This window comes from Kitasatospora sp. NPDC059160, assembly GCF_042755465.1.
Lineage (GTDB): Bacteria > Actinomycetota > Actinomycetes > Streptomycetales > Streptomycetaceae > Kitasatospora.
On record NZ_JBHZCN010000067.1, the window covers coordinates 13,199 to 34,536 of the forward strand.

Sequence of the window (21,338 nt, forward strand, 5' to 3'; positions counted from 1 at the left end):
GGGCGCACCCCCCCCCCGCCCCGGCGCGCCACCCCCCTTGGGGGTGCCCCCCGCCGGGCCCCGCGCGCCGGGAGCCGTCCCGGCCCGCCGGGGCGTCCCGGCGATGCGGTAGCGTCGCCGACACCTCCCGAATGGCGGGCGATAACGCGGGATCGCGCTCCCGGTGCCGTCAGGATGGGAGCGAACCGTTCACCTCGATCCGCCGGGGGATCCCGTCATGCAGCCGCGAGTCTTCGCGATTCTCACCGCCGTGCTCCTGGGCGTCCTGGGCCTGGGCTCGGTGGCCGTCACCGACTGGAAGCCCGCCGCGGCCTCCGCCGCCCCGGCCGTCGCCGGTCCGGGCGCGGGTACCGGCACCGGCGCCCAGCCGGTCACGGCCGGCGCCGCGAGCGCCACCCCGACCGGCGACCCGGCGGTGTGGACCCGCTCGACGCTGCGCAACAAGATGATGGCCGAGATGGACGCCACCGACCCCGGTGTCGCCCTCGCCGACCTCGACAGGATCACCAAGGAGAAGCCGTACACCGTGCGCTTCTGCCACCCGATCGCGCACGAGCTCGGCCACGCGGCGGTCAAGCGCTTCAACGCCGACTTCCAGAAGGTCATCTCCTTCCCGCACGAGACCTGCGCGGCCGGCTACCTGCACGGCGCGGTCGAGGAGATGCTCAACGCCTCCACCCAGCCCGAGGTGGACCTGCTCAAGCTGTGCGCCCCCAAGAACAGCGGCCCCTGCATCCACGGCGTCGGCCACGGCACCATGTTCGTCGCCAAGCAGGACGTCGCCAAGGCCCGCGACCTGTGCAACAAGTTCACCAGCGACCAGAACCGGATCCGCTGCTCCGAGGGCCTGTTCATGCAGCTCTTCGGCCCGGACGAGGAGGACGAGCAGGCCAAGGCCAACCTGCCCGCCGACAAGCTCGCCCAGGACCCGCTGTACCCGTGCAAGGACCAGCCCTCGCTGTTCCAGTCCGCCTGCTTCTTCTACGCCCCGACCTTCTACCTGTCCTCGCACGACTACCCGAACCACCCCGAGGTCTACGCCGACGCGCTCAAGTGGTGCCTCAACGGCAAGGCCAGCGGCGGGGCGGTGGACTGCAGCCGCGGGGTCGGCTCCCGGACCATGAAGTACAACCTGGACCGCGAGGACTGGGCCGCCCAGCAGTGCGCCACCGCCGCCGACGGCTGGCAGCGCAAGGCCTGCGCGGAGGGGCTGGTCAGCTACTACACGGTCAACTACACCGACGGCGGCGCGGCCGGGCGGCTCTGCGCGAAGATCACCAACAAGGAGATGCAGGGCTACTGCCGCTCCGCGGGCGGGCTGTCCGCCTCCCTCGACTGATCGTCCCCGTCCCACCCTCCGGGCCCGCGCCGCACGGCGCGGGCCCGTTCCGTAGCATCTGCTGATCACGGTGCGCCGAGGACGCCGCGCCTCCCCCGGTCCCCCGGCCCCTGGAGCACACCCACATGACCTCCGACGACTTCCGCGGCGCCGCCCACGCCGCCGCCGACCTGGTCGCCGACTACCTCGCCGAACTGCCTGCCCGCCCGGTCTGGCAGCCGATGGACGACACCGCCCGGCAGGCCCTGCTCGACGCCCCGCTGCCCGCCGAGGGCCGCCCGCTCGCCGAGCTCGTCGAGGCCGTCGGGCGGGACGTCCTCCCCCACCCCATGGGCAACGGCAACCCGCGCTTCTTCGGCTGGGTCAACTCCGCGCCCGCCCCCGCCGGGGTGCTCGCCACCCTCGCCGCCGCCGCGATGAACCCCAGCTCGGCCGGCGGCGACCACGCCGACGTCCACCTGGAGCGCGCCGTGGTCCGCTGGATCGCCGAACTGGTCGGCTTCCCGCACCCGGCCGGCGGCGGACTGCTCACCTCCGGCACCTCGGCGGCGACCATCGTCTGCCTGGCCGCCGCCCGCAACCGGGCCGCCCGCCGGGCCGGCCACGACGTCCGCGAGGAGGGCCTGACCGGGCTGCCGCCGCTGGTCGGCTACGTCACCGGTGAGACCCACTCCTGCGTCCGCAAGGCCGCCGAGCTCCTCGGCCTCGGCAGCCGCCACCTGCGCACCGTCGCCACCGGCCCCGACGGGCTGCTCGACCCCGCCGACCTGCGCGCCGCCGTCGAACGCGACCGCGCCGCCGGACTGCTGCCCTTCCTGGTGGTCGCCTCGGCCGGGACCGTCGGCACCGGCGCGGTGGACGCCTTCGACCCGCTCGCCGACCTCTGCCAGGAGCACGGCCTGTGGCTGCACGTGGACGGCGCGTACGGCGCCTTCGGCCGGCTCGACCCCGCCATCGCCCACCGCTACGCCGGCCTGGAGCGCGCCGACTCGCTCGCCCTCGACCCGCACAAGTGGCTCGGCGTCCCGGTGGACTGCGGCTGCGCCCTGGTCCGGGACACCGACGAACTGCGCGGCACGTTCAGCCTCGTCCCGTCCTACCTGCGCGACGAGGTGGCCGGGGAGCTCGGCTGGTTCTCCGAGTACGGCACCGAGCAGACCCGCCCGTTCCGCGCCCTCAAGGTCTGGGCCACCATCGCCCACCGCGGCCGCACCGGCCTCGCCCGGGACATCGCCCGGTGCACCGCGCTCGCCCGTCGGCTCGGCGAACTCGTCGAGGCCGACGAGGAGTTGGAGCTGCTCGCGGAGGTGCAGACGTCCATCGTGGCGTTCCGCCACCGGGCGCCCGGGCAGGACGCGGCGGCCCGCGACGCCCTCAACCGCGAGCTGCCGGTCGCCGTCCAGCGGCGCGGCCGGGTCTTCGTCACCGGCGCCCGGCTCGGCGGGCACGAGATGCTCCGCGCCTGCCTGCTCAACGCCGCGACCACCGAGGAGGACCTGCGCCTGCTGCTCGACGAGGTCCGGGCCGCCGCCCGCACGCTGCTGCCGTAACACCCCCGGACGGACCTTAACCAGCAGGTCACGGCCGGTTCGCGGACCGGAAACACCGAGCGGGCACGGTGGAGGGCATGGAGCACTCGAAGCCTTCCTTCCCCCGTGCCCCCCGCTGGCGCCGGGACACCGTCGAACTCGCCGCGGTCTTCCTCTCCGTCACCGCGGCCGACCTGATCGCCAAGCTCGTGGTCGACGGCCCGGACGGCCCGGTCCTGCTGATCGGCTCGGCCGTCGCCCTGCTCGCCACCGCCCTGCTGCACTCCTGGTGGTCCCCCCACGGCCCGCCCCCGACCACGCTGTGGCGGGTCCGCACCACCGCCCTCGCCCACACCCCCGCCGCGCTCGCCGACCACCGGATCACCCTGCTCTCGCTCCACCGCCACCCCACGGCCGACGAGCTCTTCCTCCGGACCCCCCACTCCCTGGACCCGGCGGCCCTCACCGCCCTGCTCACCACCACCGGCCACACCGTCGAGGACACCCCGACCCGCATCGCCTGAACGGCCCGGACCCGCTCAGCCCTCGACCTCGACGGCCGTACGGATCTCCAGCGCCCGCTTCGCCAGGTCGTCCGGCCGGGCCGCACCCTTCTCGTCCACGACGATGCCCACCGTGTCGCCGTCCGCCCACACGCAGGTGCTCTGGGTGGCGGTCGCGGAGTTGAGCGTCGCGCACCGCAGCACTCCACCGAGCGGACCGGCCGGGTAATCCTGCAGCCCTTGCACCGAGTCGTCCCGGAACACGTCGGAGCGCGCCAGGTCGTCGAAGTAGAAGGCCACCTTCCCCCCGGGGTTCGGGTAGCTGCCGGTCAGTCCGATCACCGTCAGCGTGTTCCCGGGGGCCCCGGAGGGGCTGTAGGTGCCGGCCGTGAGGTCCCGGTGCTTGAACACCTTCGTCCGCTCCTCGTAACTGGCCCGCAGCGCGGAGGAGTAGTCGCCGGGCAGCCGTGCCTGCTCGCCGATCCGGTCCGGGAGCACGATCCGGTGCCCGGCCGGACCACTCCTGGCCGCGGCCGGGGTGCCCGCGCCCCCCGTCGGTCCGTCGTCCCGAGTGACGGCGGCCACGGTCAGACCGGCGCCCAGGACGACGACCGCCGCCCCCGCGATCCAGACCCTTCCGGACACCGTCCGGTACCAAGGCGCCGCCTGCTCCGCCATCCCATCCCCCTGTCCGCACGAACGCTCTCAGCAGATCGCCGGATGATACGTCAGCACGCGAAGGGCCCGCACCCGCCTTCCGGGTCCGGCCAACGTTCACCGGGGCTTCCGTGCCCGGCCGCCCGGCGGACGCGCGCGCCCGGTCGGATGGGCCGACCGGACGACGGAACAGGGAGCGGGTGCGCAGCATGGATCGGCGGAGGTTCGCCGCGGCGGTGGCGGCGGGTGCGGTGGTGCCGGTGGTGGCCGGGGCCGGGCAGGCGCAGGCCGAGGGGACGGGCGGTCAGGAGGGCCTGCGGCGGCAGATGGTGAAGGCGCTGACCGGCGCGCTGGGCGACCGGGCGACCGCCGAGGCCGAGGTGCCGCGGATCCTGGACGTCTGCTTCGACTGGGCGCCACCGACGGTGGAGCCGGCGAAGGTGGACTTCCTGCTCGCCTACGCCTTCGGCAACCGCGCCCCGGCCGGCGGCGGGGACCCGGCCAAGGTGCGGTACGAACCGGGCCCGGTGAACCGGGAGTTGGCGGACACCGTGGCCAGGATCCACCGCCGCCGCAAGGTGCCGGTGTACGCCCAGTGGGAGATCGCCCACTTCCTGACCGACGTCCACGGGCTGACCGACGTCACCTCGATCGAACCGGTGGTCGCCCCGGACGGGACGATCACCTACCTGAGCACCTACGGCGTGGCCGCCCAGGTCGCCGCCGCCCGCAAGGGCCTGCCCGGCGGGATCGGCACCGCCGGGGTGGTCGGCTTCCGGGACCACGTGAAGCGCTGCGTGCTCACCACCCGGCTGGCCGGGATCGCCTCGGCGGGCGCCCCGGCCGGGACGGCGATGCCGGGGACATACGACCCGCGGTCCGGCCAGGCCTGGACCCCCTGCGGCTACTTCTAGGTGGTGCACGACTTGGCGGGGCGGTGGCAGTTGGTGGAGCAGGGGGGGGGGGGGGGGGCGGGCGCCTTATCGGGCGCCCGCCGCTCCTCGGGCGGGTCGGCGGGCCGCTCAGCCCCGGTCGGCCGGCTGCACCACGCACACCGCGTTGCCCAGCATGCCGCCGAAGCCGCCGAGCAGCGCACCGGTGACGCTCTTGCAGACGGCCGCCTCCTGGGGGGTCTTCGGGCCGTTGTTGCTGCTGGTGTTGATGCTGGTGTTGTTGTTGCCGGTGCTGCTGTTGCCGGTGCCGTTGGTGCCGGCGCTGCTGCCGCTGCCGGCGGCGGCGGCCGTCCCGGCGAGGGCGAGCGGTACGGCCAGCAGCAGGGCGCAACAGGCCGTGGCGAGTGCGGAGTTCTTCGCGAGCATGGGGGAGCCCCTTCGGATCGAGACGGGTTCGGCGGAAAGCCGAGCCATCCCTATCCGAAGGGGCTCCCGCGGTCACGGATCCTGGGCCATCCGTGAGCGTGTCCGCGTCAGCGCCCGGGCGTCACGGGGTGGGCCGCTCCACCGCCCGGATGGCGGCCGCGAGTTCGAGCACCCCGCGCTCCTTGAGCACCCCGTAGTGGTCCCCGGCGAGCTCCACCACGGTGGGCGGGGCGGCCGACCAGCCGGTGCTGCCCTCGATGAAGGAGTAGTCGTCGCCCGAGGCCTTGAAGACGGTCACCGGCGCCGCCAGCCGCCGCTCGGCCAGCTCGCGGAAGCTGTACTCGAACTCGTAGGTCTCGCCGACGATCCGGGTGATCCGGCGGATCACCTCCTCGTCCAGCGCGGGCAGCATCCGGTGCACCCCGGCGACGAACGAGGACTCGTCGACCGTCCCGGCCAGGCAGCGCTCCAGCTCGGGCCCGCTGATCGCCCCGGCGAACACCGAGAACAGGATGGTCACGTACGCCGGGTTGGCGTACGAGGACTCCCGGCCGTACTCCCGGCCGTCGGCCTGCCGGACCTCCGGGTTGCCCGGGCAGATCAGCAGCAGCTGTTCCACCCGTTCGCCCGCCTGCTCCAGCTGCCAGGCCGCCTCGAAGGCGACCCGGGCGCCGAAGGAGTAGCCCCACAGGGTGTACGGGCCCTCGGGCTGCACCCGGCGCAGCTGGGCGAGGTCGGCGGCGGCCGTCTCCCGGATGGTGGCGTACGGCGTCTCGCCCTCGTTGATGCCGTGCGCCTGGACGCCGTAGAAGGCACGACCGTCGCTCGCCTCCCGGCCGAGCAGCCGCAGGTTCATCGGGTAGCCGCCCAGCCCGGGCCAGCAGAACACCGGCCGGCCCTGCTGCCCCGAAGCCCCCGACTCCGCCGACTCCCCCGGCTTCCCCAGCTGCAGCGGGACCAGCCGTGAGGCCGGCGCGCCGTCCGAGGCCGAGATCCGGGCCGCCAGGTCCGCCAGCTTCGGGCACTCGAACACCACCTGGAGCGGCAGCGAGGTCCCGAACTCCCGGTTGATCCGGTTGACCAGCGCCACGGCGGTCAGCGAGTTGCCGCCGGCGGCGAAGAACTCGTCGGTCACCGACACCTCCTCGTACGCGAGCGCCTGTCCCCAGGCCTCGGCCAGCCACCGTTCCCGCGCGGTGCGCGGGGCGACGAACTCGCCGCGCCCGCCGTCCGCGCGGACGGCCTCGGAGCCGGCCAGCGCCTTGAGGTCGACCTTGCCGTTCGCGGTGAGCGGCAGGGCGTCGACGATCAGCACCCGGTTGGGCAGCATGTAGTCGGGCAGCAGGGTGGCGAGTTCGTCCTTGATGATCTCGGCCGGGCCCTTCATGTGCACGGTGTCCTCGTGCATGCCCTCGCTGGCGATCTGCTCCTCGCTCACCTTCCCGCCGAGGAAGAAGTACGAGGCGCCGGTGGGGATGCCCGCCGCGTCGAGGATCTCGTCGATCCGGCGCGAAGCGGGCAGCGGGTGGCCGGACTTGGAGCTGTAGCCGGAGGACATGAAGCCCAGGCCCAGGCCGTTGCGCTGGAGGTGGTGCAGCTTCGTGCCGAGCGCGACGTACTCCAGCCAGTCCTCGGCGGCCCGGCTGACCGCGGTGATGCCGAACGCGGCCCGGGCGTACACGGCCTGGTTGATCGCGATCACCTGCCGGGACTCCACCACCTCGTCCGCGACGCCGGTCAACTCGCCGTCGGCGTAGCGGTAGAGGCCGGCCGGCAGGCCGTCCACCCGGTCGCCGTGGGCCTGGACGTACAGCTCGGTGTGCTCCTCGGGGGCGAGGCCGCGGTTGCGGTCGACGGTGAAGCTGCCCAGGTAGTGGTCCTCCTCGGCGACGTCCAGCCGCTGCCGGACGGCCGGGTCGAAGCCCTGCGGGCGCACCTCCAGGCCGTACTCGGGCAGCACCTCCTCCAGCACGCCCAGCATGTGCCCGGTCTCGAACTCCAGCACCTCGCGGATGTTGTTCCTGTACACCGGCTCGATCGCCGCGGTCCGCCCGGAGAAGTGCAGCGTCAGGTACGGCTCCGGGCGGGCGTCGGCGGCGCCGACCCTGACCAGGGTGTGCTCGACCGGGTGGTAGTAGTACAGCCCGGCGGCCAGCCCGTCCAGGCCGCCGGTCTCCAGGTACAGCTGGGTCGCGTAGAGCGCGCCGGGCGAGGCGTAGGCGTACTTGGGCAGCAGCCGCTCCTCGCTGTGGAACTGGCCGAACCAACGCAGGATCCGGCCGAGTTCGGGGAAGCTCAGCAGGCCGAGCTCGCGGCCGAAGGGGCCGGCCGGGCGGGGGGCGAGCAGCGCGGTGAGGTCGTCCCGGGTGACCGGGCCGCCGTCGTAGAAGCGGTAGGTCTTGCGGGCGAAGACGGCCCGCCGCTGGGTCCCGCTCTCGCGCCGGCCGGGCAGTTCGACCTTCTCCCGGCCCGCCAGCTGGGCCGGGGCCCGCACCCCGGGGTCGGACAGCTGGGCCCGGACCTGGAGCCGGCTGGCCTTGGACTGGTGGTGGCCGCCGTGGTTGCCCTGGTCCATCAGGGCGGCCTCGCGCGGGTTCAGTTCGACGCAGGCGACCAGGTTCTGGTGGCCGGTGCGCGCGTCGGCGGTGACCACGGCGGCCGAGCGGCGGACCCAGGTGTGCTCCTCGATCGCCCGGGCGATCTCGTCCAGCTCGACCCGGTAGCCGCGCAGCTTGACCTGGTTGTCGACCCGGCCGGCGAACTGGAGGGTGCCGTCCGGGTTCCAGTGCACCAGGTCGCCGGTGCGGTACAGCTTCTCGGCCGGGGCGAACGGGGAGGGCACGAACCGCTGGGCGGTCAGCTCCGGCCGGTGCAGGTAGCCGCGGGCCAGCTGGACACCGCCGATGTACAGCTCGCCGACGTCCCCGAGGCCGACCGGGGCCAGCCGTTCGTCCAGGACGTAGCACTGGGTGTTGTCGACCGGCCGGCCGATCGGGACCGAGCCGGCGCCGTCGCCCAGCGCGGCCGGGTCGACCAGGTGGGCGGTGGCGTTGATGGTGCACTCGGTCGGGCCGTACAGGTTGACCAGCGCGGCCCCCGGCAGGGCGGCGGCCAGGTCGCGGGCCAGCCGCAGCGAGAGCGCCTCGCCGCCGGAGAACAGGCCGGTCAGGCCGGTGCAGTCGGTGAAGCCCTCGGTGTCCAGCAGGGCCTGCAGCAGCGTCGGCACGCACTGCAGGGCGGTCACGCCGTACCGGCGCACGGCGGCGACCAGCGCCTCCGGGTCCCGGTACAGCCCGGGCGTGCCGGCCACCACCCGGGCGCCGACGGCCGGGGCGAGGATCTCCCACTGGGCGGCGTCGAAGCTCATCGGGGTCTTCTGCAGCACGGTGACCCCGGGGGCGAGGTGCCCGGCGGTGTGCAGCCAGCGCAGCTGGGAGACCACCGCCCGGTGCTCGATCTGCACGCCCTTGGGGCGGCCGGTGCTGCCGGAGGTGTAGATCACGTAGGCCGTCGACTCCGGCTGCGCCCACTCCTCGGGCTGCCCGTGCGCCTCCGTCCGCTCGTGCGCAGGCGACTGCCCGTGCGCCGACGGCGCCTCCTCGACGGTGAGGACCGCGGTGCCGGCCGGCAGCAGCCCGGCCAGCCGCTCGCGCAGGTGCTCCTGGGTGAGGACGATCCGGGTGCCGCTGTCCTCGATCATGTAGCGGAGCCGGTCCTCCGGGTACTCGGGCGACAGCGGCAGGTAGCCGGCCCCGGCGTACAGGACGCCCCAGGCCCCGGCGACCAGCTCCACCGAGGGCTCGACGTACAGGCCCACGCAGTCGTCCGGGCCCGCGCCCGCGCCCAGCGCGCGCAGCCGCGCGGCCAGCCCGCGGGCGCGTTCGGACAGCTCCAGGAAGGTGAGGCGGCCGTGCTCGCCGACGACGGCCGGGGACGCGGGCCGGGTGCGGGCCTGCCGGTCCAGCAGACCGGTCAGCGCGGTGCCGACGGGTGCCCGGCGGGCGTGCGGGAGGCGGGTGGCGGGGTTGGCGGGGGTGCCGCCGGTGGCGGTGGTGGTGGCGGTGGCGGCGAGGTCGGTGTTGCGCATGGGAGAGCCTTCGGTGCGTGGACGTACGGACCCCGGCGGACCTGCTCACCAGGAGCGCCGGGTACGGACTCCACCGTCGGCCGCCCGCCGTCCCGACCGCATGAGGCACCGGTCTGGACCTGTGCCGGATCCGTCCCGGCGGGACGCCCGTGCGCGGTCGGGCATTCGTGCGTTCACGATCACGTAACCGGCCGGAAGCGAGCCGTCGGTAGCGTCGGACCCATGACGGCACCCCGCACCCGCCCCGAACGGTTCTGGCACCGGCCCTTCCGCAGGTCGAACCGCAGGTGCGCGGCGCCCGACGCCCAGTCCACCCGGCCGCCCGCGCACCCCGGCGGCCCGCACCGGCCGACCCGCGGCCACGCCGCTCCGGCCGCTCCGGCCGCGGAGGTGTCCCGGCTGTCCCTGCCGGACGGGACCGAGCTGCTGCTGCGCCCGGCCGGCCCGGCCGACAAGGCGGCGGCCCTGGCGATGCACGAGCGCTGCTCCCCCGCCGCGCTGCGGCTGCGCTACCACGGGCCGGTCCGCGACGCCGACCGCTACCTGGAGCACCTGCTGGACCCCCGGCACGGCCGCAGCCTGGTGGTGGTGGCCCCCGACGGGCGGGTCATCGCCCTCGGGCACCTGATGTGGGACGAGGACGAGGCGGAGCTGGCCGTGCTGGTCGAGGACGCCTGGCAGCGGCAGGGGCTCGGCCTGGCCCTGCTCCGGCGGCTGACCGCGCTGGCCCGGGCGGCCGGGATCGGCGCGGCGTACGCGGTGACCCAGGCCGCCAACACCGGGCTGATCGCCGCGATGCGCCGGCTGGCGGCGCCGCTGGACTTCCACTGCGAGGACGGCACCCTGGTGATCACCGCCACCCTCGCCGCCGGGGCCGCGCCCGCCACCGCCTCCGCACCCGTTCCGGGCCGCTGATCATTTCTTCACGACATCCTTACCGGCTGCTCCGGGAACCCGGGGCAGCCGGTGAGGCGTCCTTCCCCGCAGCAGGGGTCCCTCCGTACACCGCCCTCCTTGACGGGCCGTCAGCAGCCCCCGCAGCGGCGTCGCAGCTGGCGGCATGGGGTCCGGATCGTCCGGCCGGGCCACGGAGTCGGTAGGCTGGCCCCGTCCCCGCCGCCCGACGGCCCGTTATCCGGCCGACAGGTGGTGCCGCAGCAAGGAGGAACCACTGAGCATGGCAGGCACCGAATCGGAGCCCACAGGCGCACGCGACGCCTCGCTGCCGGCCCGCGCCAAGATCGCGGTCACGGCCGGCAAGGTCGCCGCCGCCGTGTCCCGCAAGGCCGGTCGCGGGAGCGGCTCGGTGATCGGCGGCAAGGTCGCCCTCAGGCTCGACCCCGACCTGCTCGCCACCCTCGCCGACCACCTCGACGTCGTCCTGGTCAGCGCCACCAACGGCAAGACCACCACCACCCGCCTGATCGCCGAGGCGCTGCGCGCCGCCGGCCCGGTGGTCTCCAACGCCCTCGGCGCCAACATGCCGGCCGGCATCACGTCCGCCCTGGCCGGTGGCTCGGAGGCCCGCTTCGGCGTGATCGAGGTCGACGAGAAGTACCTGGCGACGGTCGCCCGCGACACCCACCCCAAGGCGATCGCCCTGCTCAACCTCTCCCGCGACCAGCTCGACCGCGCCGCCGAGACCCGCATGATGGCGGAGAAGTGGCGCGAGGGCCTCCAGGACACCGAGGCCGTGGTCATCGCCAACGCCGACGACCCGCTGGTGACCTGGGCCGCCTCCTCCTGCAAGAAGGTGGTCTGGGTGGCCGCCGGACAGGCGTGGAAGGAGGACGCCTGGTCCTGCCCCGCGTGCGGCGGCGTGATGCAGCGCCCCGGCGACGACTGGTTCTGCCAGGACTGCGGCTTCCGGCGCCCCAACCCGCACTGGGCGCTCCAGGGCACCCACGTGATCGACCCGCAGCGCGGCGCCTGGCCGATCCAGCTGCAGCTGCCCGGCCGGGCCAACCTGGCCAACGCCACCAGCTCGGCCGCCGTCGCCGCCGTGTTCGGCGTCTCCCCGCAGGTCGCCCTGGAGCGGATGCGCTCGGTGTCCGCCGTGGCCGGCCGCTACGACGTGGTGCAGTACCAGGGCCGGGACATCCGGCTGCTGCTCGCCAAGAACCCGGCCGGCTGGCTGGAGACCTTCTCGCTGATCGACGGCCCGCCGGCCCCGGTGATCCTCTCGGTGAACGCCCTCGACGCCGACGGCACCGACACCTCCTGGCTGTGGGACGTCGACTACGAGCGGCTCGCCGGGCACCCGATCTTCGTGATGGGCCAGCGCAAGCTGGACCTGGCCGTCCGCCTGGAGGTCGCCGGGCTGCAGTTCCACGTCGTGGACACCCTGGAGCAGGCCGTCCGGATGGCCCCGCCCGGCCGGATCGAGGCCATCGCCAACTACACCGCCTTCCAGCAGCTGCGGAAGGTCGTGGCCGGCTGATGCCGCGCCCGCACACCAGTCTTTTCGTGACGGAAGGCCTTCGAGGATGAGTGAGAGCAGCCTGCGCGTGGTCTGGGTCTACCCGGACCTGCTCAGCACCTACGGCGACCGCGGCAACGCCCTGGTCGTGGAGCGCCGGGCCCGCCAGCGCCATCTCAACGTGACCCGGATCGACGTCCGCTCCGACCAGGCGATCCCCACCAGCGGGGACATCTACCTGATCGGCGGCGGCGAGGACCGCCCGCAGCGACTGGCCGCCGAGCGGCTGCGCGCCGACAGCGGCCTGGTGCGGGCCGCCGAGAACGGCGCGATCATCTTCGGCGTCTGCGCCGGCTTCCAGATCATGGGCCACGAGTTCGTCAACGACCTCGGCGAGCGCGAGCCGGGCCTCGGCCTGCTGGACGTCTGGACCACCCGGGGCGAGGGCGCCCGCTGCGTCGGCGACGTGCTCGCCGACGTGGACCCGCGGCTCGGCCTGCCGCAGCTGACCGGCTTCGAGAACCACCAGGGCGTCACCCACCTCGGCCAGGGCGTCCAGCCGTTCGCGAACGTCACCGTCGGCCGCGGCAACGGCACCGGCGACGGCACCGAGGGCGCCTGGCGGGACACCGTCTTCGGCACCTACCTGCACGGCCCGGTGCTGGCCCGCAACCCCGCCGTCGCCGACATGCTGATCCGGCTGGCCCTGGACGTCAACGCCCTGCCGCCGGCCGACACCACCTGGTACGACGCGCTGCGCGCCGAGCGCATCGCCGCCACGGCGCGCCCCGCGTAGTACCCACGCAGTGCCCGGGGAGTGACCACGTGGGACCCGCGTGGGACCGACGTGGTCACCCACCCCTCACGACGCACCCCGCGTCGTACGACCGGGCCGCCCCGCCCGGGTGCCCGCGATGCGGTCATCCGGCCCACGGGCGGCCCCGGACGTACGACAATGGGGCTGCCGGCTGCACACCCTCCTCGGCAGCAGGCTGCAATTCCGCGCGGGGGCGCCGACGGCGCCGCTCCCGCGTCGGCTCCTGCCCGGCCGGACCAGGGGTCGTATGCTCGACTTCACGGCCGTTTTCGGATGCTCTGTCCGGATCCGGCCGGTGCTTCACCCCGAGGCAACCTCCCCGTCACCCCGGTGGGGAAGGCCTCGTCGCGGTGACGGCTCGTCGTCCCAGCCTGTAGTCCGGCCGTTCCTCGGTTCTGCTCGGGAGTTGCAAAGCTAATGCGTATCGGAGTGCTGACCAGCGGCGGTGACTGCCCCGGCCTGAACGCGGTGATCCGTTCCGTGGTCCACCGGGGGGTGGTCGACCACGGCGACGAGATCATCGGGTTCGAGGACGGTTGGCGCGGTTTCCTGGAAGGGCACCACCGCCCCCTGACCCTCGACTCGGTGAGCGGCATCCTGGCCCAGGGCGGCACCATCCTCGGGTCCTCCCGGGTGCAGCCGAGCCACCTGCGGGACGGCGTCGAGCGGGCCAAGAAGTACTGCTCCGACCTCGGCCTGGACGCCGTGATCCCGATCGGCGGCGAGGGCACCCTCAAGGCCGCCAAGCTGATGAGCGACGCGGGCCTGCCGATCGTCGGCGTGCCCAAGACCATCGACAACGACATCGCCGCCACCGACGTGACCTTCGGCTTCGACACCGCCGTCTCGGTCGCCACCGAGGCCCTGGACCGGTTGAAGACCACCGCCGAGTCCCACCAGCGGGTCATGGTCGTCGAGGTCATGGGCCGGCACACCGGCTGGATCGCGCTGAACGCGGGCATGGCGGCCGGCGCGCACGCCATCGTCGTCCCGGAGCGCCCCTTCCACATCGAGAAGCTCACCGCCGTGGTCCGCGAGCGCTTCGACCGGCAGAAGAAGTTCGCCATCGTGGTCTGCGCCGAGGGCGCCAAGCCCGAGCCCGGCACCATGCACTGGGAGGAGGGCAGCAGGGACATCTACGGCCACGAGCGCTTCACCGGCATCGCCACCCAGCTCTCCCGCGAACTGGAGCACCGCCTCGGCAAGGAGGCCCGCCCGGTCATCCTCGGCCACACCCAGCGCGGCGGCACCCCCACCGCCTACGACCGGGTGCTCGCCACCCGCTTCGGCTGGCACGCCGTCGAGGCCGTCCACAAGGGCGCCTTCGGGCACATCACCGCCCTCCAGGGCACCGACATCAACCTGGTGCCGCTGGCCGAGGCCGTCGCCGAGCTCAAGACCGTCCCGCAGGAGCGCTACCAGGAGGCCGAGACGGTCCTCTGACCGCCGCCCCTCCCGCCCGTTCCGGAGCCCCCGGCAGCCGCCGGGGGCTCCCGTGCGCCCGGCGGGCGTTCCGGCCACCGCCCCGTTAGCGTGGGCCCCAGGAGCCCTCCCCGGAAGGACGACGCATGGAGATCCTGGCGTACGGCGTGCAGGCCGACGAACGGCCGCTGCTGGAACGGGCCTTCGCAGGCCGGCACGGACTGCGCTGCCTGGACGTGTTCCTCGACCGCGACACCGCCCCGCTCGCCGCCGGCCACCCCGCCGTCAGCAGCAGCGTCAACGCCGTCCTCGACGCCGACACCCTGGCCGTCCTCGCCGCCGGCGGCACCGAGCTGATCGCCCAGCGCTCCACCGGCTTCAACAACATCGACCTCGACGCCGCCGCCGACCTCGGCCTCACCGTCGCCCGGGTCTCCCACTACAGCCCGTACGCCGTCGCCGAACACGCCTGGGCCCTCGCCCTCGCCGTCAACCGCCGCCTCACCCGCGCCGCCACCCGCACCCGGGAGTTCGACTTCCGCCTCGACGGCCTCCTCGGCCGGGACGTCCACGGCATGACCGTCGGCGTGATCGGCACCGGCAAGATCGGCGAGTGCTTCACCCGGATCGCGGCCGGCTTCGGCACCGAACTCCTCGGCTGGGACATCACCGAGAACCCGGCCTGCCGCGAACTCGGCATGCACTACACCGAGTTGCCCGAACTCCTCACCCGCGCCGACCTGGTCAGCCTGCACGTCCCGCTGCTCCCGGCCACCCACCACCTGATCGACACCGCCGCCCTGGCCCGGATGAAGGACGACGCCATCCTCGTCAACTCCAGCCGCGGCGGCCTGATCGACAGCGCCGCCCTGGTCGAGACCCTGCGCGCCGGCCGCCTCTCCGGCGTCGGCCTGGACGTCTACGAGGAGGAGACCGGCGTCTTCTTCACCGACCGCTCCGTCCAAGGCATCACCGACGACGTCCTCGCCCGCCTCGTCACCTTCCCCCAGGTCCTGGTCACCAGCCACCAGGCCTACTTCACCCACACCGCCGTCGGCCAGATCATCGACGCCACCGCCCGCAACATCGACGACTACGCCGCCGGCCGCACCAACGAGAACACCCTCGCCCCCGGGCCCTGACCGAAGGGAGCGGAGGGGTCTGCTAGCGTCCCGCGCATGATCAAGACCGTGCCGTTCACCGGCGGCGAGAAGGAAAGCCTGCACACGGCCCTGGACCGGCACCGGGACGTGGTGGTGTGGAAGGTCCAGGGCCTGGACGACGAGCAGTTGCGGCGGCCGATGACGCCGTCGGGGACGAGCCTGCTGGGCCTGGTCAAGCACCTGGCCGGCGCCGAACTCGGCTGGTTCCGGGAGACCTTCGGCCGGGAGACCGGGCCGCTGCCGTTCGACCTCGACGCGGACGAGAGCTCCGACATGCGGATCGAGCCGCACGAGTCGACGGCGGAGGTGCTGGCCTTCTACGCCCGCGCCCGGGCCGCCGCCGACGAGGTGATCGAGGAGCTCGACCTGGAGTCCACCGGCACCTCCTGGTCGGGCCGGACGGTCTCGCTGCGCTGGGTGCTCATCCACATGGCCACCGAGACCGCCCGGCACGCCGGGCACCTGGACATCCTGCGCGAACTCACCGACGGCGCCACCGGGGACCACGACCGGAGCTGACCGACAGCGGCCCCGGCCCCGGCCCGCCTACTCGGCCGGGGCCAACTCCGCCGCCAGCTGCCGCAGTTCGTGCCCGTACTCCGGGTTGGCGAGGGCCGCCGCGAACTGCGCCCGCAGGTAGGCGGCGGGGTTGCCGGTGTCGTACCAGGTGCCGGCGATGACCTGCCCGTAGACGGCGCGGCGGGCCGCGTAGGCGTTGATGGCGTCGGTCAGGTAGACCTCGTCCTCGGGCTTCTCGTGCCAGCGGCGGGTGAGTTCGCGCAGTTCGTCGACGATGCCGGGGGTGATGACGTACCCGCCGATGGCGGCGTACCCGGAGGGGGCGTCGGCCGGCTTGGGCTTCTCGACCAGGCCGGTGATCCGCAGCGACCCGCCGCCGAGGTCCTCCTTCACCACCGGGACGCCGTAGCGGTAGGAGTCCTCGGGCGCCATCGGCATCAGCGCCAGCACCGGCGCGTTGGTCTGCTCGAACGCCCGGATCAGCTGCTGCGCCCGGGGCACCTCGGCGACGAACACGTCGTCCGGCCAGAGCACCAGGCAGGGCTCGTCCCCGAAGTGCCGGGCGGCGTTGAGCACCGGGGTGCCGTTGCCGTACGGGCCGTGCTGGTAGAGGTAGCTGATGTGCCCCTTGCGGGACAGCTCCCCGACCTCCTCGACCGCGTCCGCGAACGCCGCCTTGCCGTCCCGGCGCAGTTGCTCGACCAGCACCGGGTTGGGGCGGAAGTGCTCCTGGATCAGGCCCTTGTCGCCGTTGACGACGATGGTGATGTCGGTGATGCCGCTCTCGATCAGCTCGCGCACGGTGTGCTCGATCACCGGCTTGTCGCCGACCGGCAGCATCTCCTTCGGGGTGGCCTTGGTCAGCGGCAGCAGGCGGGAGCCCAGCCCGGCGGCGGGGATGACGGCACGGCGGATGGTCCTGGGGGCCATGTGATGCTCTCTCATGTCGATGGTGCTGAGCCGCAGTTGAGCGGCACCGCGACCGACGCTACCAAGGATCACTCCATGATCATTACCGCCCGCCGGGAAGCGGCGGACACCACCGCCGCCCCCGCACCGGCCGTTCACCCGGGCCGGGTAGAGGCCGTTTCCCCGGCCTCCTCCATGGCCTCCTCCACGGCCCCCTCCCCTGCCGTCTCCCCGGCCACTCCCCCCGCCGGCCGTACCGCCGGCCGCACCGCCAGGGCCAGCAGCGCGAGCCCGGCGAACAGTGCGGCGGCGATCAGGCCGTTCACCTGCAGCCCGGCCGTGAACGCCGAGCGCGCGCCGCGCAGCAGTGCGGCGCCCTGCTCGGCGGGCAGGTGCCGGGCCGCCTCGACCGCGGCGGCCGGCGAGTCGGGGCCGCCGCCCGTGCGGTCGCGGTAGACCGCCGCGGCGACGGTACCGAGCACCGCGAAGCCGAGCGAGCCGCCGAGGTAGTTGCCGGTCTCCGACATCGCCGCCGCCGAGCCCGCCCGCTCCGGCGGCACCGAGTCGAGGACCAGCCCGGTGCCCAGGGCGAACAGCGGCCCGGTGCCGAGCGCCAGCACCGCGCTGCCGGTCATCACCAGCGGCAGCGAGCCCGCACCCCCGTCCACGGCGACCAGCAGCAGGGCGCCCAGCGCCGAGAGCGCCAGGCCGCCGGCGATCGCGGTGGTCGGCCGCACCCGGCCGAGCAGCCGCGGCGCGGCCAGGGTGCCGGCCGCCACCGCCAGGCCCATCGGCGCGAACAGCACGGCCGAGGCGAACGGCGAGCGGCCCAGCACGCTCTGGAGGTACTGGGTGACCAGCAGTCCGGTACCGGCCATCGCCGTCCCGGCCAGCACCAGCGAGACCAGCACCGCCGCGAACAGCCGGTTGCGCAGCAGTCCCAGGTCCAACAACGGCTGCTCCAGCCCCCGTTGACGCCGGACGAAGAGGTAGCCGACGCCGGTGCCGAGCAGCAGGGCGGCCGCCGGGACGCCGGTCGCGCCCCCGACCGGCAACTGCTTGACGCCGTACAGCACCAGCAGCACCGCCGCCAGCGACAGCCCGACCCCGGCTGGGTCCGGCCGCCCCACCTCCCCGCCGCGGAACTCGGGCAGCAGGAACGGCCCGGCGGCCAGCAGCAGCGCCATCGCCGGGACGGCGGCCAGGAACACCGACCCCCACCAGAAGGACCGGAGCAGCAGTCCGGCCAGCACCGGCCCCAGCGCACCGCCCGCGAACTGGCAGGTCGCCCAGACGGCGACGGCCCGTCCGCGCTCGCGGTCGTCCCGGAACATGTTCGTGATCAGCGCCAGCGTGGACGGTGCCAGCGTGGCCCCGGCGACGCCCAGCAGGGCCCGGACCACGATCAGCATCAGCGGGTCGACCGCGAGGGCGGCGACCACCGACAGCACCGCGAAGGCCGCCGCGCCGATGAGCAACAGGCGTCGACGGCCGATCCGGTCGCCCAGCGTGCCCATGGTGATCACCAGCCCGGCCACCATCAGCCCGTAGCCGTCGCTGATCCACAGCTGTTCGACGGCGGAGGCGCCCAGGTCCGCGCTCAGCCTCGGCAGGGCGAGCAGCAGCGCCGTCATGTCCATCGCGACCACCAGGGTCGGCAGCATCAGCAGGGCCAGCCCCAGCCGGGCCCGGTCGGCTCTCATCGCGTGCTCCTCGTCGTCTCTCGTCGCGGGTTCCCCGCACCGGGTTCCTCGCACCGGTCGGTCGGAGCGGCCGGGGACTTCTTGACGTCGGAGCACCGGGGGACGGGAAGAGACCCGAGGGACGGGAAGAGACCCGACGGATGGGAGAGACCCGAGGGGGGCGACGAAACCCGTGGGAGATTTCTCCGACGGGGATGTCAAGACGGCGGCCCCGGCTCCGACCGTACGGTCGAGGGGCCCGCACGGGGCCCGCCCACGACGAGGAGGACGCGATGAAGTTCCTGATCAGCCTGCACATCAACCCGGCCGTGCTGGACGCGCTGACCGACGAGGAGAAGGCCGCGATCGGCGCCGGGCACGGCGCGTTCATCGAGGAGTTGAAGGCCTCCGGCGAACTGATCCTCACCCAGGCGCTGGTCGACCCGTCGCAGGCCGCCGTGGTCACCGTCCGGGACGGCCGGCCGGTGGTGACCGACGGCCCGTACCTGGAGGCCAAGGAGTTCCTGGGCGGCTTCTACCTGCTCGACTGCGACAACAAGGAGCGGGCCGTCGAACTGGCCGCGCGGATCCCGGACGCGGCGATCGAGGGGCTGGGCGTCGAGGTGCGCCAGGTGATGTTCTCCGACGGACACTTGGAGGCATGACGGCACCGGACTTCGAGGGCCTGCTGCGTGAACTCACGCCGCAGGTCCTCGGCACCTTGGTACGACGGTACGACCGCTTCGAGGGCTGCGAGGACGCCGTCCAGGAGGCCGTCCTCGCCGCCACCGTGCAGTGGCCCGAGGAGGGCGTACCGGACAACCCGCGCGGCTGGCTGGTGACGGTCGCCTCCCGGCGGCTGGTCGACCGGATCCGCAGCGACCGCGCCCGCCGCGAGCGCGAGCACGCGACCACGGCCGCCGAGGTGCTGCCCGAGGACGTGCCGGACACCGACGACACCCTGGTGCTGCTGTTCCTGTGCTGCCACCCGGCGCTCACCGCCGCCTCCCAGACCGCGCTCACCCTGCGCGCCGTCGGCGGCCTGACCACCGCCGAGATCGCCCGCGCCTTCCTGGTGCCGGAAGCCACCATGGCGGCCCGGATCAGCCGGGCCAAGCAGCGGATCCGGGCCGCCGGCAGCTCCTTCGCCCTCCCCGAGGGCGCCGAGCGCGAGGAACGGCTGCGGGTCGTCCTGCACGTGCTCTACCTGATCTTCAACGAGGGGTACACCGCCTCCTCGGGCAGTGAGCTGCACCGCACCGACCTCGCCCAGGAGGCCGTCCGGCTGGCCCGGATCGTGCACGCCCAGCTGCCCGAGGACTCCGAGGTGACCGGGCTGCTCGCCCTGATGCTGCTCACCCACGCCCGCCGGGCCGCCCGCACCACCGCCACCGGCGACCTGGTCCCGCTGGCCGAACAGGACCGCACCGGCTGGGACCGCCCGCTGCTCGACGAGGGCACCGCCCTCGCCAAGGCCGCCCTGGCCGGCCCCGCCCTGGGCCCGTACCAGCTCCAGGCCGCCATCGCCGCCACCCACGCCGACGCCGCCACCGCGGACCGGACCGACTGGGCCCAGGTGCACGCGCTCTACCTGATCCTGGAGCGGATCGCCCCCAACCCGATGGTCACCCTCAACCGCGCCGTCGCCCTCGCCGAGCTGAACGGCCCGCGGGCCGGCCTCGACCTGCTCGCCACCCTGGACGCCGACCGGCGCCTGGCCGACCACCACCGGCTGCTCTCCGTCCGGGCCCACCTGCTGGAACGCTCCGGCGACCGGGCGGCCGCGTACGACCACTACCGCCGCGCGGCCAAGGCCACCGCGAGCCTCGCCGAGCAGCGCTTCCTGGAGGCCCGGGCCCGCCGCCTCCAGCCCTGACGCGCTCCTGCGGCCCCGACCCGACCTATGACCCCGACCCGCCCTACGACCCCGACCCGCCCTACGACCCTGCGACGCCCTGCAGCCCCAGCGCCGTCCGGTACCAGGGCGCCGCCCCGGCGAGGCGGGCCAGCGGGCCCGGGCCGGGCGGGCAGGCGGCGAGGCGCCAGACCGCGTCGCTCCGGTACCAGTGGTCGCGGGCGACCATGGCGAACTGGCGCTCGGAGACCGGGCCCGGCACGGCGGCGAGCCGTCGGCGGCACTGTGCCCAGGTCAGCGCCGGGCCGTCCTGGGCGGGCAGCAGGCCGAACCCGGCGAGGGCGTCGAGCAGCTCGCCGCTGCGGACCGGGTCCGGGTGGGCCGCGTGGTGGACGCCCGTCACCCGCTCCGGGGCGTCCAGGGCGAGCCCGGTGATCAGCCGGGCCAGGTCGGTCCGGTCCACCAGGGAGAGCCGGGCCGCGCCGCCCGCCCAGCGGCCCGGGACCCTGCGGGCCAGCTCGGCCAGGGCGGGCACCACCCAACGGTCGCCCGTCCCGGTGACCAGGGCCGGGCGCAGCACCGCGGCACCGGCGGCGAGGGCGTGCCCCTCGCCGAGCAGCCGGGTGCGGCTGGCCGCCGACAGCGGCGCGGTCGGCGCCCCGCCGACCCCGAGGTCCGTGTGCGGGCCCCCGCCGTACACCGCCGTGGTCGACAGGTGAACGATCCGCCCGATCCCGGCCCGGGTGGCCGCCGCCATCAGGGCCGCCGTGCCCCGGTCGTTCACGGCCGCGCACTCCTCCTCGCCGCCGGTGACCTGGGAGGCGAGGTGGAGCAGCACCCCCGCACCCGCGCACAGCCCGTCCAGCGCGGAGCGGTCGGCGAGGTCGCCGGGCACCCAGGCGGTGTGCCCGTCCGCGACGGGCTCCCCGCGCACCAGGGCCCGCACCGGCACGCCGCGCGCCACGAGGGCCTCCCGTACGGCCGATCCGATGAACCCGGTGGCCCCGGTGAGCGCGACCACGGGCCGCTGTGCCGCCGCCATGCCTGATTCCTCCCTGCCGACCGGCCGGTCAGTCTAGCGACGCCCGGCCCACCCGAACCCTCGCCCGACACCGGCC

Annotated in this window: 18 protein-coding genes; 12 read left to right on the forward strand and 6 right to left on the reverse strand. The window is 74.4% G+C overall.

Features of this window, described 5'->3' with window-relative positions; all coding sequences use genetic code 11:
* The first annotated feature begins 217 nt into the window (after positions 1–217).
* From ACFXOZ_RS26400 to ACFXOZ_RS26410, 3 genes are all read left to right on the forward strand, one after another.
* Complete coding sequence (locus ACFXOZ_RS26400) at positions 218–1,339, forward strand: hypothetical protein (RefSeq protein WP_380593018.1); 1,122 nt, start codon at positions 218–220, stop codon at positions 1,337–1,339.
* Between the two features lie 125 nt (positions 1,340–1,464).
* On the forward strand, positions 1,465–2,889 hold the full coding sequence (locus ACFXOZ_RS26405) for a pyridoxal phosphate-dependent decarboxylase family protein (protein WP_380593019.1): 1,425 nt from the start codon (positions 1,465–1,467) through the stop codon (positions 2,887–2,889).
* Positions 2,890–2,966: 77 nt separating this feature from the next.
* A complete protein-coding gene (locus tag ACFXOZ_RS26410; RefSeq protein ID WP_375885990.1) occupies positions 2,967–3,392 on the forward strand; it encodes a hypothetical protein in 426 nt (141 codons plus the stop codon).
* Positions 3,393–3,407: 15 nt separating this feature from the next.
* Here the strand turns inward: ACFXOZ_RS26410 and ACFXOZ_RS26415 are convergent, their stop codons facing one another.
* A complete protein-coding gene (locus ACFXOZ_RS26415; RefSeq protein WP_380593020.1) occupies positions 3,408–4,049 on the reverse strand; it encodes a hypothetical protein in 642 nt (213 codons plus the stop codon).
* A gap of 188 nt (positions 4,050–4,237) precedes the next feature.
* Between ACFXOZ_RS26415 and ACFXOZ_RS26420 the strand changes: the two genes are divergently transcribed.
* The gene (locus ACFXOZ_RS26420; protein WP_380593021.1) at positions 4,238–4,942 is read left to right on the forward strand and encodes a hypothetical protein; all 705 of its coding nucleotides are present in this window, start codon (positions 4,238–4,240) and stop codon (positions 4,940–4,942) included.
* A 108-nt stretch (positions 4,943–5,050) separates the two neighbouring features.
* Here the strand turns inward: ACFXOZ_RS26420 and ACFXOZ_RS26425 are convergent, their stop codons facing one another.
* Both ACFXOZ_RS26425 and ACFXOZ_RS26430 read right to left on the reverse strand, forming a co-directional pair.
* On the reverse strand, positions 5,051–5,347 hold the full coding sequence (locus tag ACFXOZ_RS26425; RefSeq protein WP_380593022.1) for a hypothetical protein: 297 nt from the start codon (positions 5,345–5,347) through the stop codon (positions 5,051–5,053).
* 121 nt (positions 5,348–5,468) lie between these two features.
* Positions 5,469–9,434 carry an amino acid adenylation domain-containing protein gene (locus ACFXOZ_RS26430; protein ID WP_380593023.1) on the reverse strand — a complete coding sequence of 1,322 codons (3,966 nt, stop codon included), beginning with the start codon at positions 9,432–9,434 and terminating at the stop codon, positions 5,469–5,471.
* 222 nt (positions 9,435–9,656) lie between these two features.
* Between ACFXOZ_RS26430 and ACFXOZ_RS26435 the strand changes: the two genes are divergently transcribed.
* From ACFXOZ_RS26435 to ACFXOZ_RS26460, 6 genes are all read left to right on the forward strand, one after another.
* On the forward strand, positions 9,657–10,349 hold the full coding sequence (locus tag ACFXOZ_RS26435) for a GNAT family N-acetyltransferase (protein ID WP_380527690.1): 693 nt from the start codon (positions 9,657–9,659) through the stop codon (positions 10,347–10,349).
* Between the two features lie 262 nt (positions 10,350–10,611).
* Positions 10,612–11,874 (forward strand): MurT ligase domain-containing protein, encoded by a 1,263-nt coding sequence (locus ACFXOZ_RS26440; protein WP_375885978.1) that lies wholly within the window; start codon positions 10,612–10,614, stop codon positions 11,872–11,874.
* Between the two features lie 46 nt (positions 11,875–11,920).
* Positions 11,921–12,649, forward strand: a complete 729-nt coding sequence (locus tag ACFXOZ_RS26445) for a type 1 glutamine amidotransferase (RefSeq protein WP_375885976.1) — start codon at positions 11,921–11,923, stop codon at positions 12,647–12,649.
* 438 nt (positions 12,650–13,087) lie between these two features.
* Positions 13,088–14,113 carry a 6-phosphofructokinase gene (locus ACFXOZ_RS26450; RefSeq protein ID WP_375885974.1) on the forward strand — a complete coding sequence of 342 codons (1,026 nt, stop codon included), beginning with the start codon at positions 13,088–13,090 and terminating at the stop codon, positions 14,111–14,113.
* 125 nt (positions 14,114–14,238) lie between these two features.
* Complete coding sequence (locus ACFXOZ_RS26455; RefSeq protein WP_380593024.1) at positions 14,239–15,234, forward strand: 2-hydroxyacid dehydrogenase; 996 nt, start codon at positions 14,239–14,241, stop codon at positions 15,232–15,234.
* A gap of 36 nt (positions 15,235–15,270) precedes the next feature.
* Positions 15,271–15,774: a DinB family protein gene (locus tag ACFXOZ_RS26460; RefSeq protein ID WP_360237055.1), complete on the forward strand. Its 504-nt coding sequence runs from the start codon at positions 15,271–15,273 to the stop codon at positions 15,772–15,774.
* A gap of 27 nt (positions 15,775–15,801) precedes the next feature.
* Here the strand turns inward: ACFXOZ_RS26460 and ACFXOZ_RS26465 are convergent, their stop codons facing one another.
* Positions 15,802–16,704 carry a UTP--glucose-1-phosphate uridylyltransferase gene (locus ACFXOZ_RS26465; protein WP_375886200.1) on the reverse strand — a complete coding sequence of 301 codons (903 nt, stop codon included), beginning with the start codon at positions 16,702–16,704 and terminating at the stop codon, positions 15,802–15,804.
* A gap of 134 nt (positions 16,705–16,838) precedes the next feature.
* Positions 16,839–18,386: an MFS transporter gene (locus ACFXOZ_RS26470; protein ID WP_380593025.1), complete on the reverse strand. Its 1,548-nt coding sequence runs from the start codon at positions 18,384–18,386 to the stop codon at positions 16,839–16,841.
* Positions 18,387–18,658: 272 nt separating this feature from the next.
* On the opposite strand from ACFXOZ_RS26470, the gene ACFXOZ_RS26475 reads away from it, so the two are divergent.
* Together ACFXOZ_RS26475 and ACFXOZ_RS26480 are read left to right on the forward strand one after the other, a co-directional pair.
* A complete protein-coding gene (locus ACFXOZ_RS26475; RefSeq protein ID WP_375885966.1) occupies positions 18,659–19,030 on the forward strand; it encodes a YciI family protein in 372 nt (123 codons plus the stop codon).
* Complete coding sequence (locus ACFXOZ_RS26480) at positions 19,027–20,241, forward strand: RNA polymerase sigma factor (protein ID WP_380526068.1); 1,215 nt, start codon at positions 19,027–19,029, stop codon at positions 20,239–20,241. The genes ACFXOZ_RS26475 and ACFXOZ_RS26480 overlap by 4 nt, the downstream gene beginning before the upstream one ends.
* 61 nt (positions 20,242–20,302) lie before the next feature.
* Here the strand turns inward: ACFXOZ_RS26480 and ACFXOZ_RS26485 are convergent, their stop codons facing one another.
* Positions 20,303–21,262, reverse strand: a complete 960-nt coding sequence (locus ACFXOZ_RS26485) for an NAD-dependent epimerase/dehydratase family protein (RefSeq protein ID WP_380593026.1) — start codon at positions 21,260–21,262, stop codon at positions 20,303–20,305.
* Positions 21,263–21,338 lie beyond the last annotated feature (76 nt).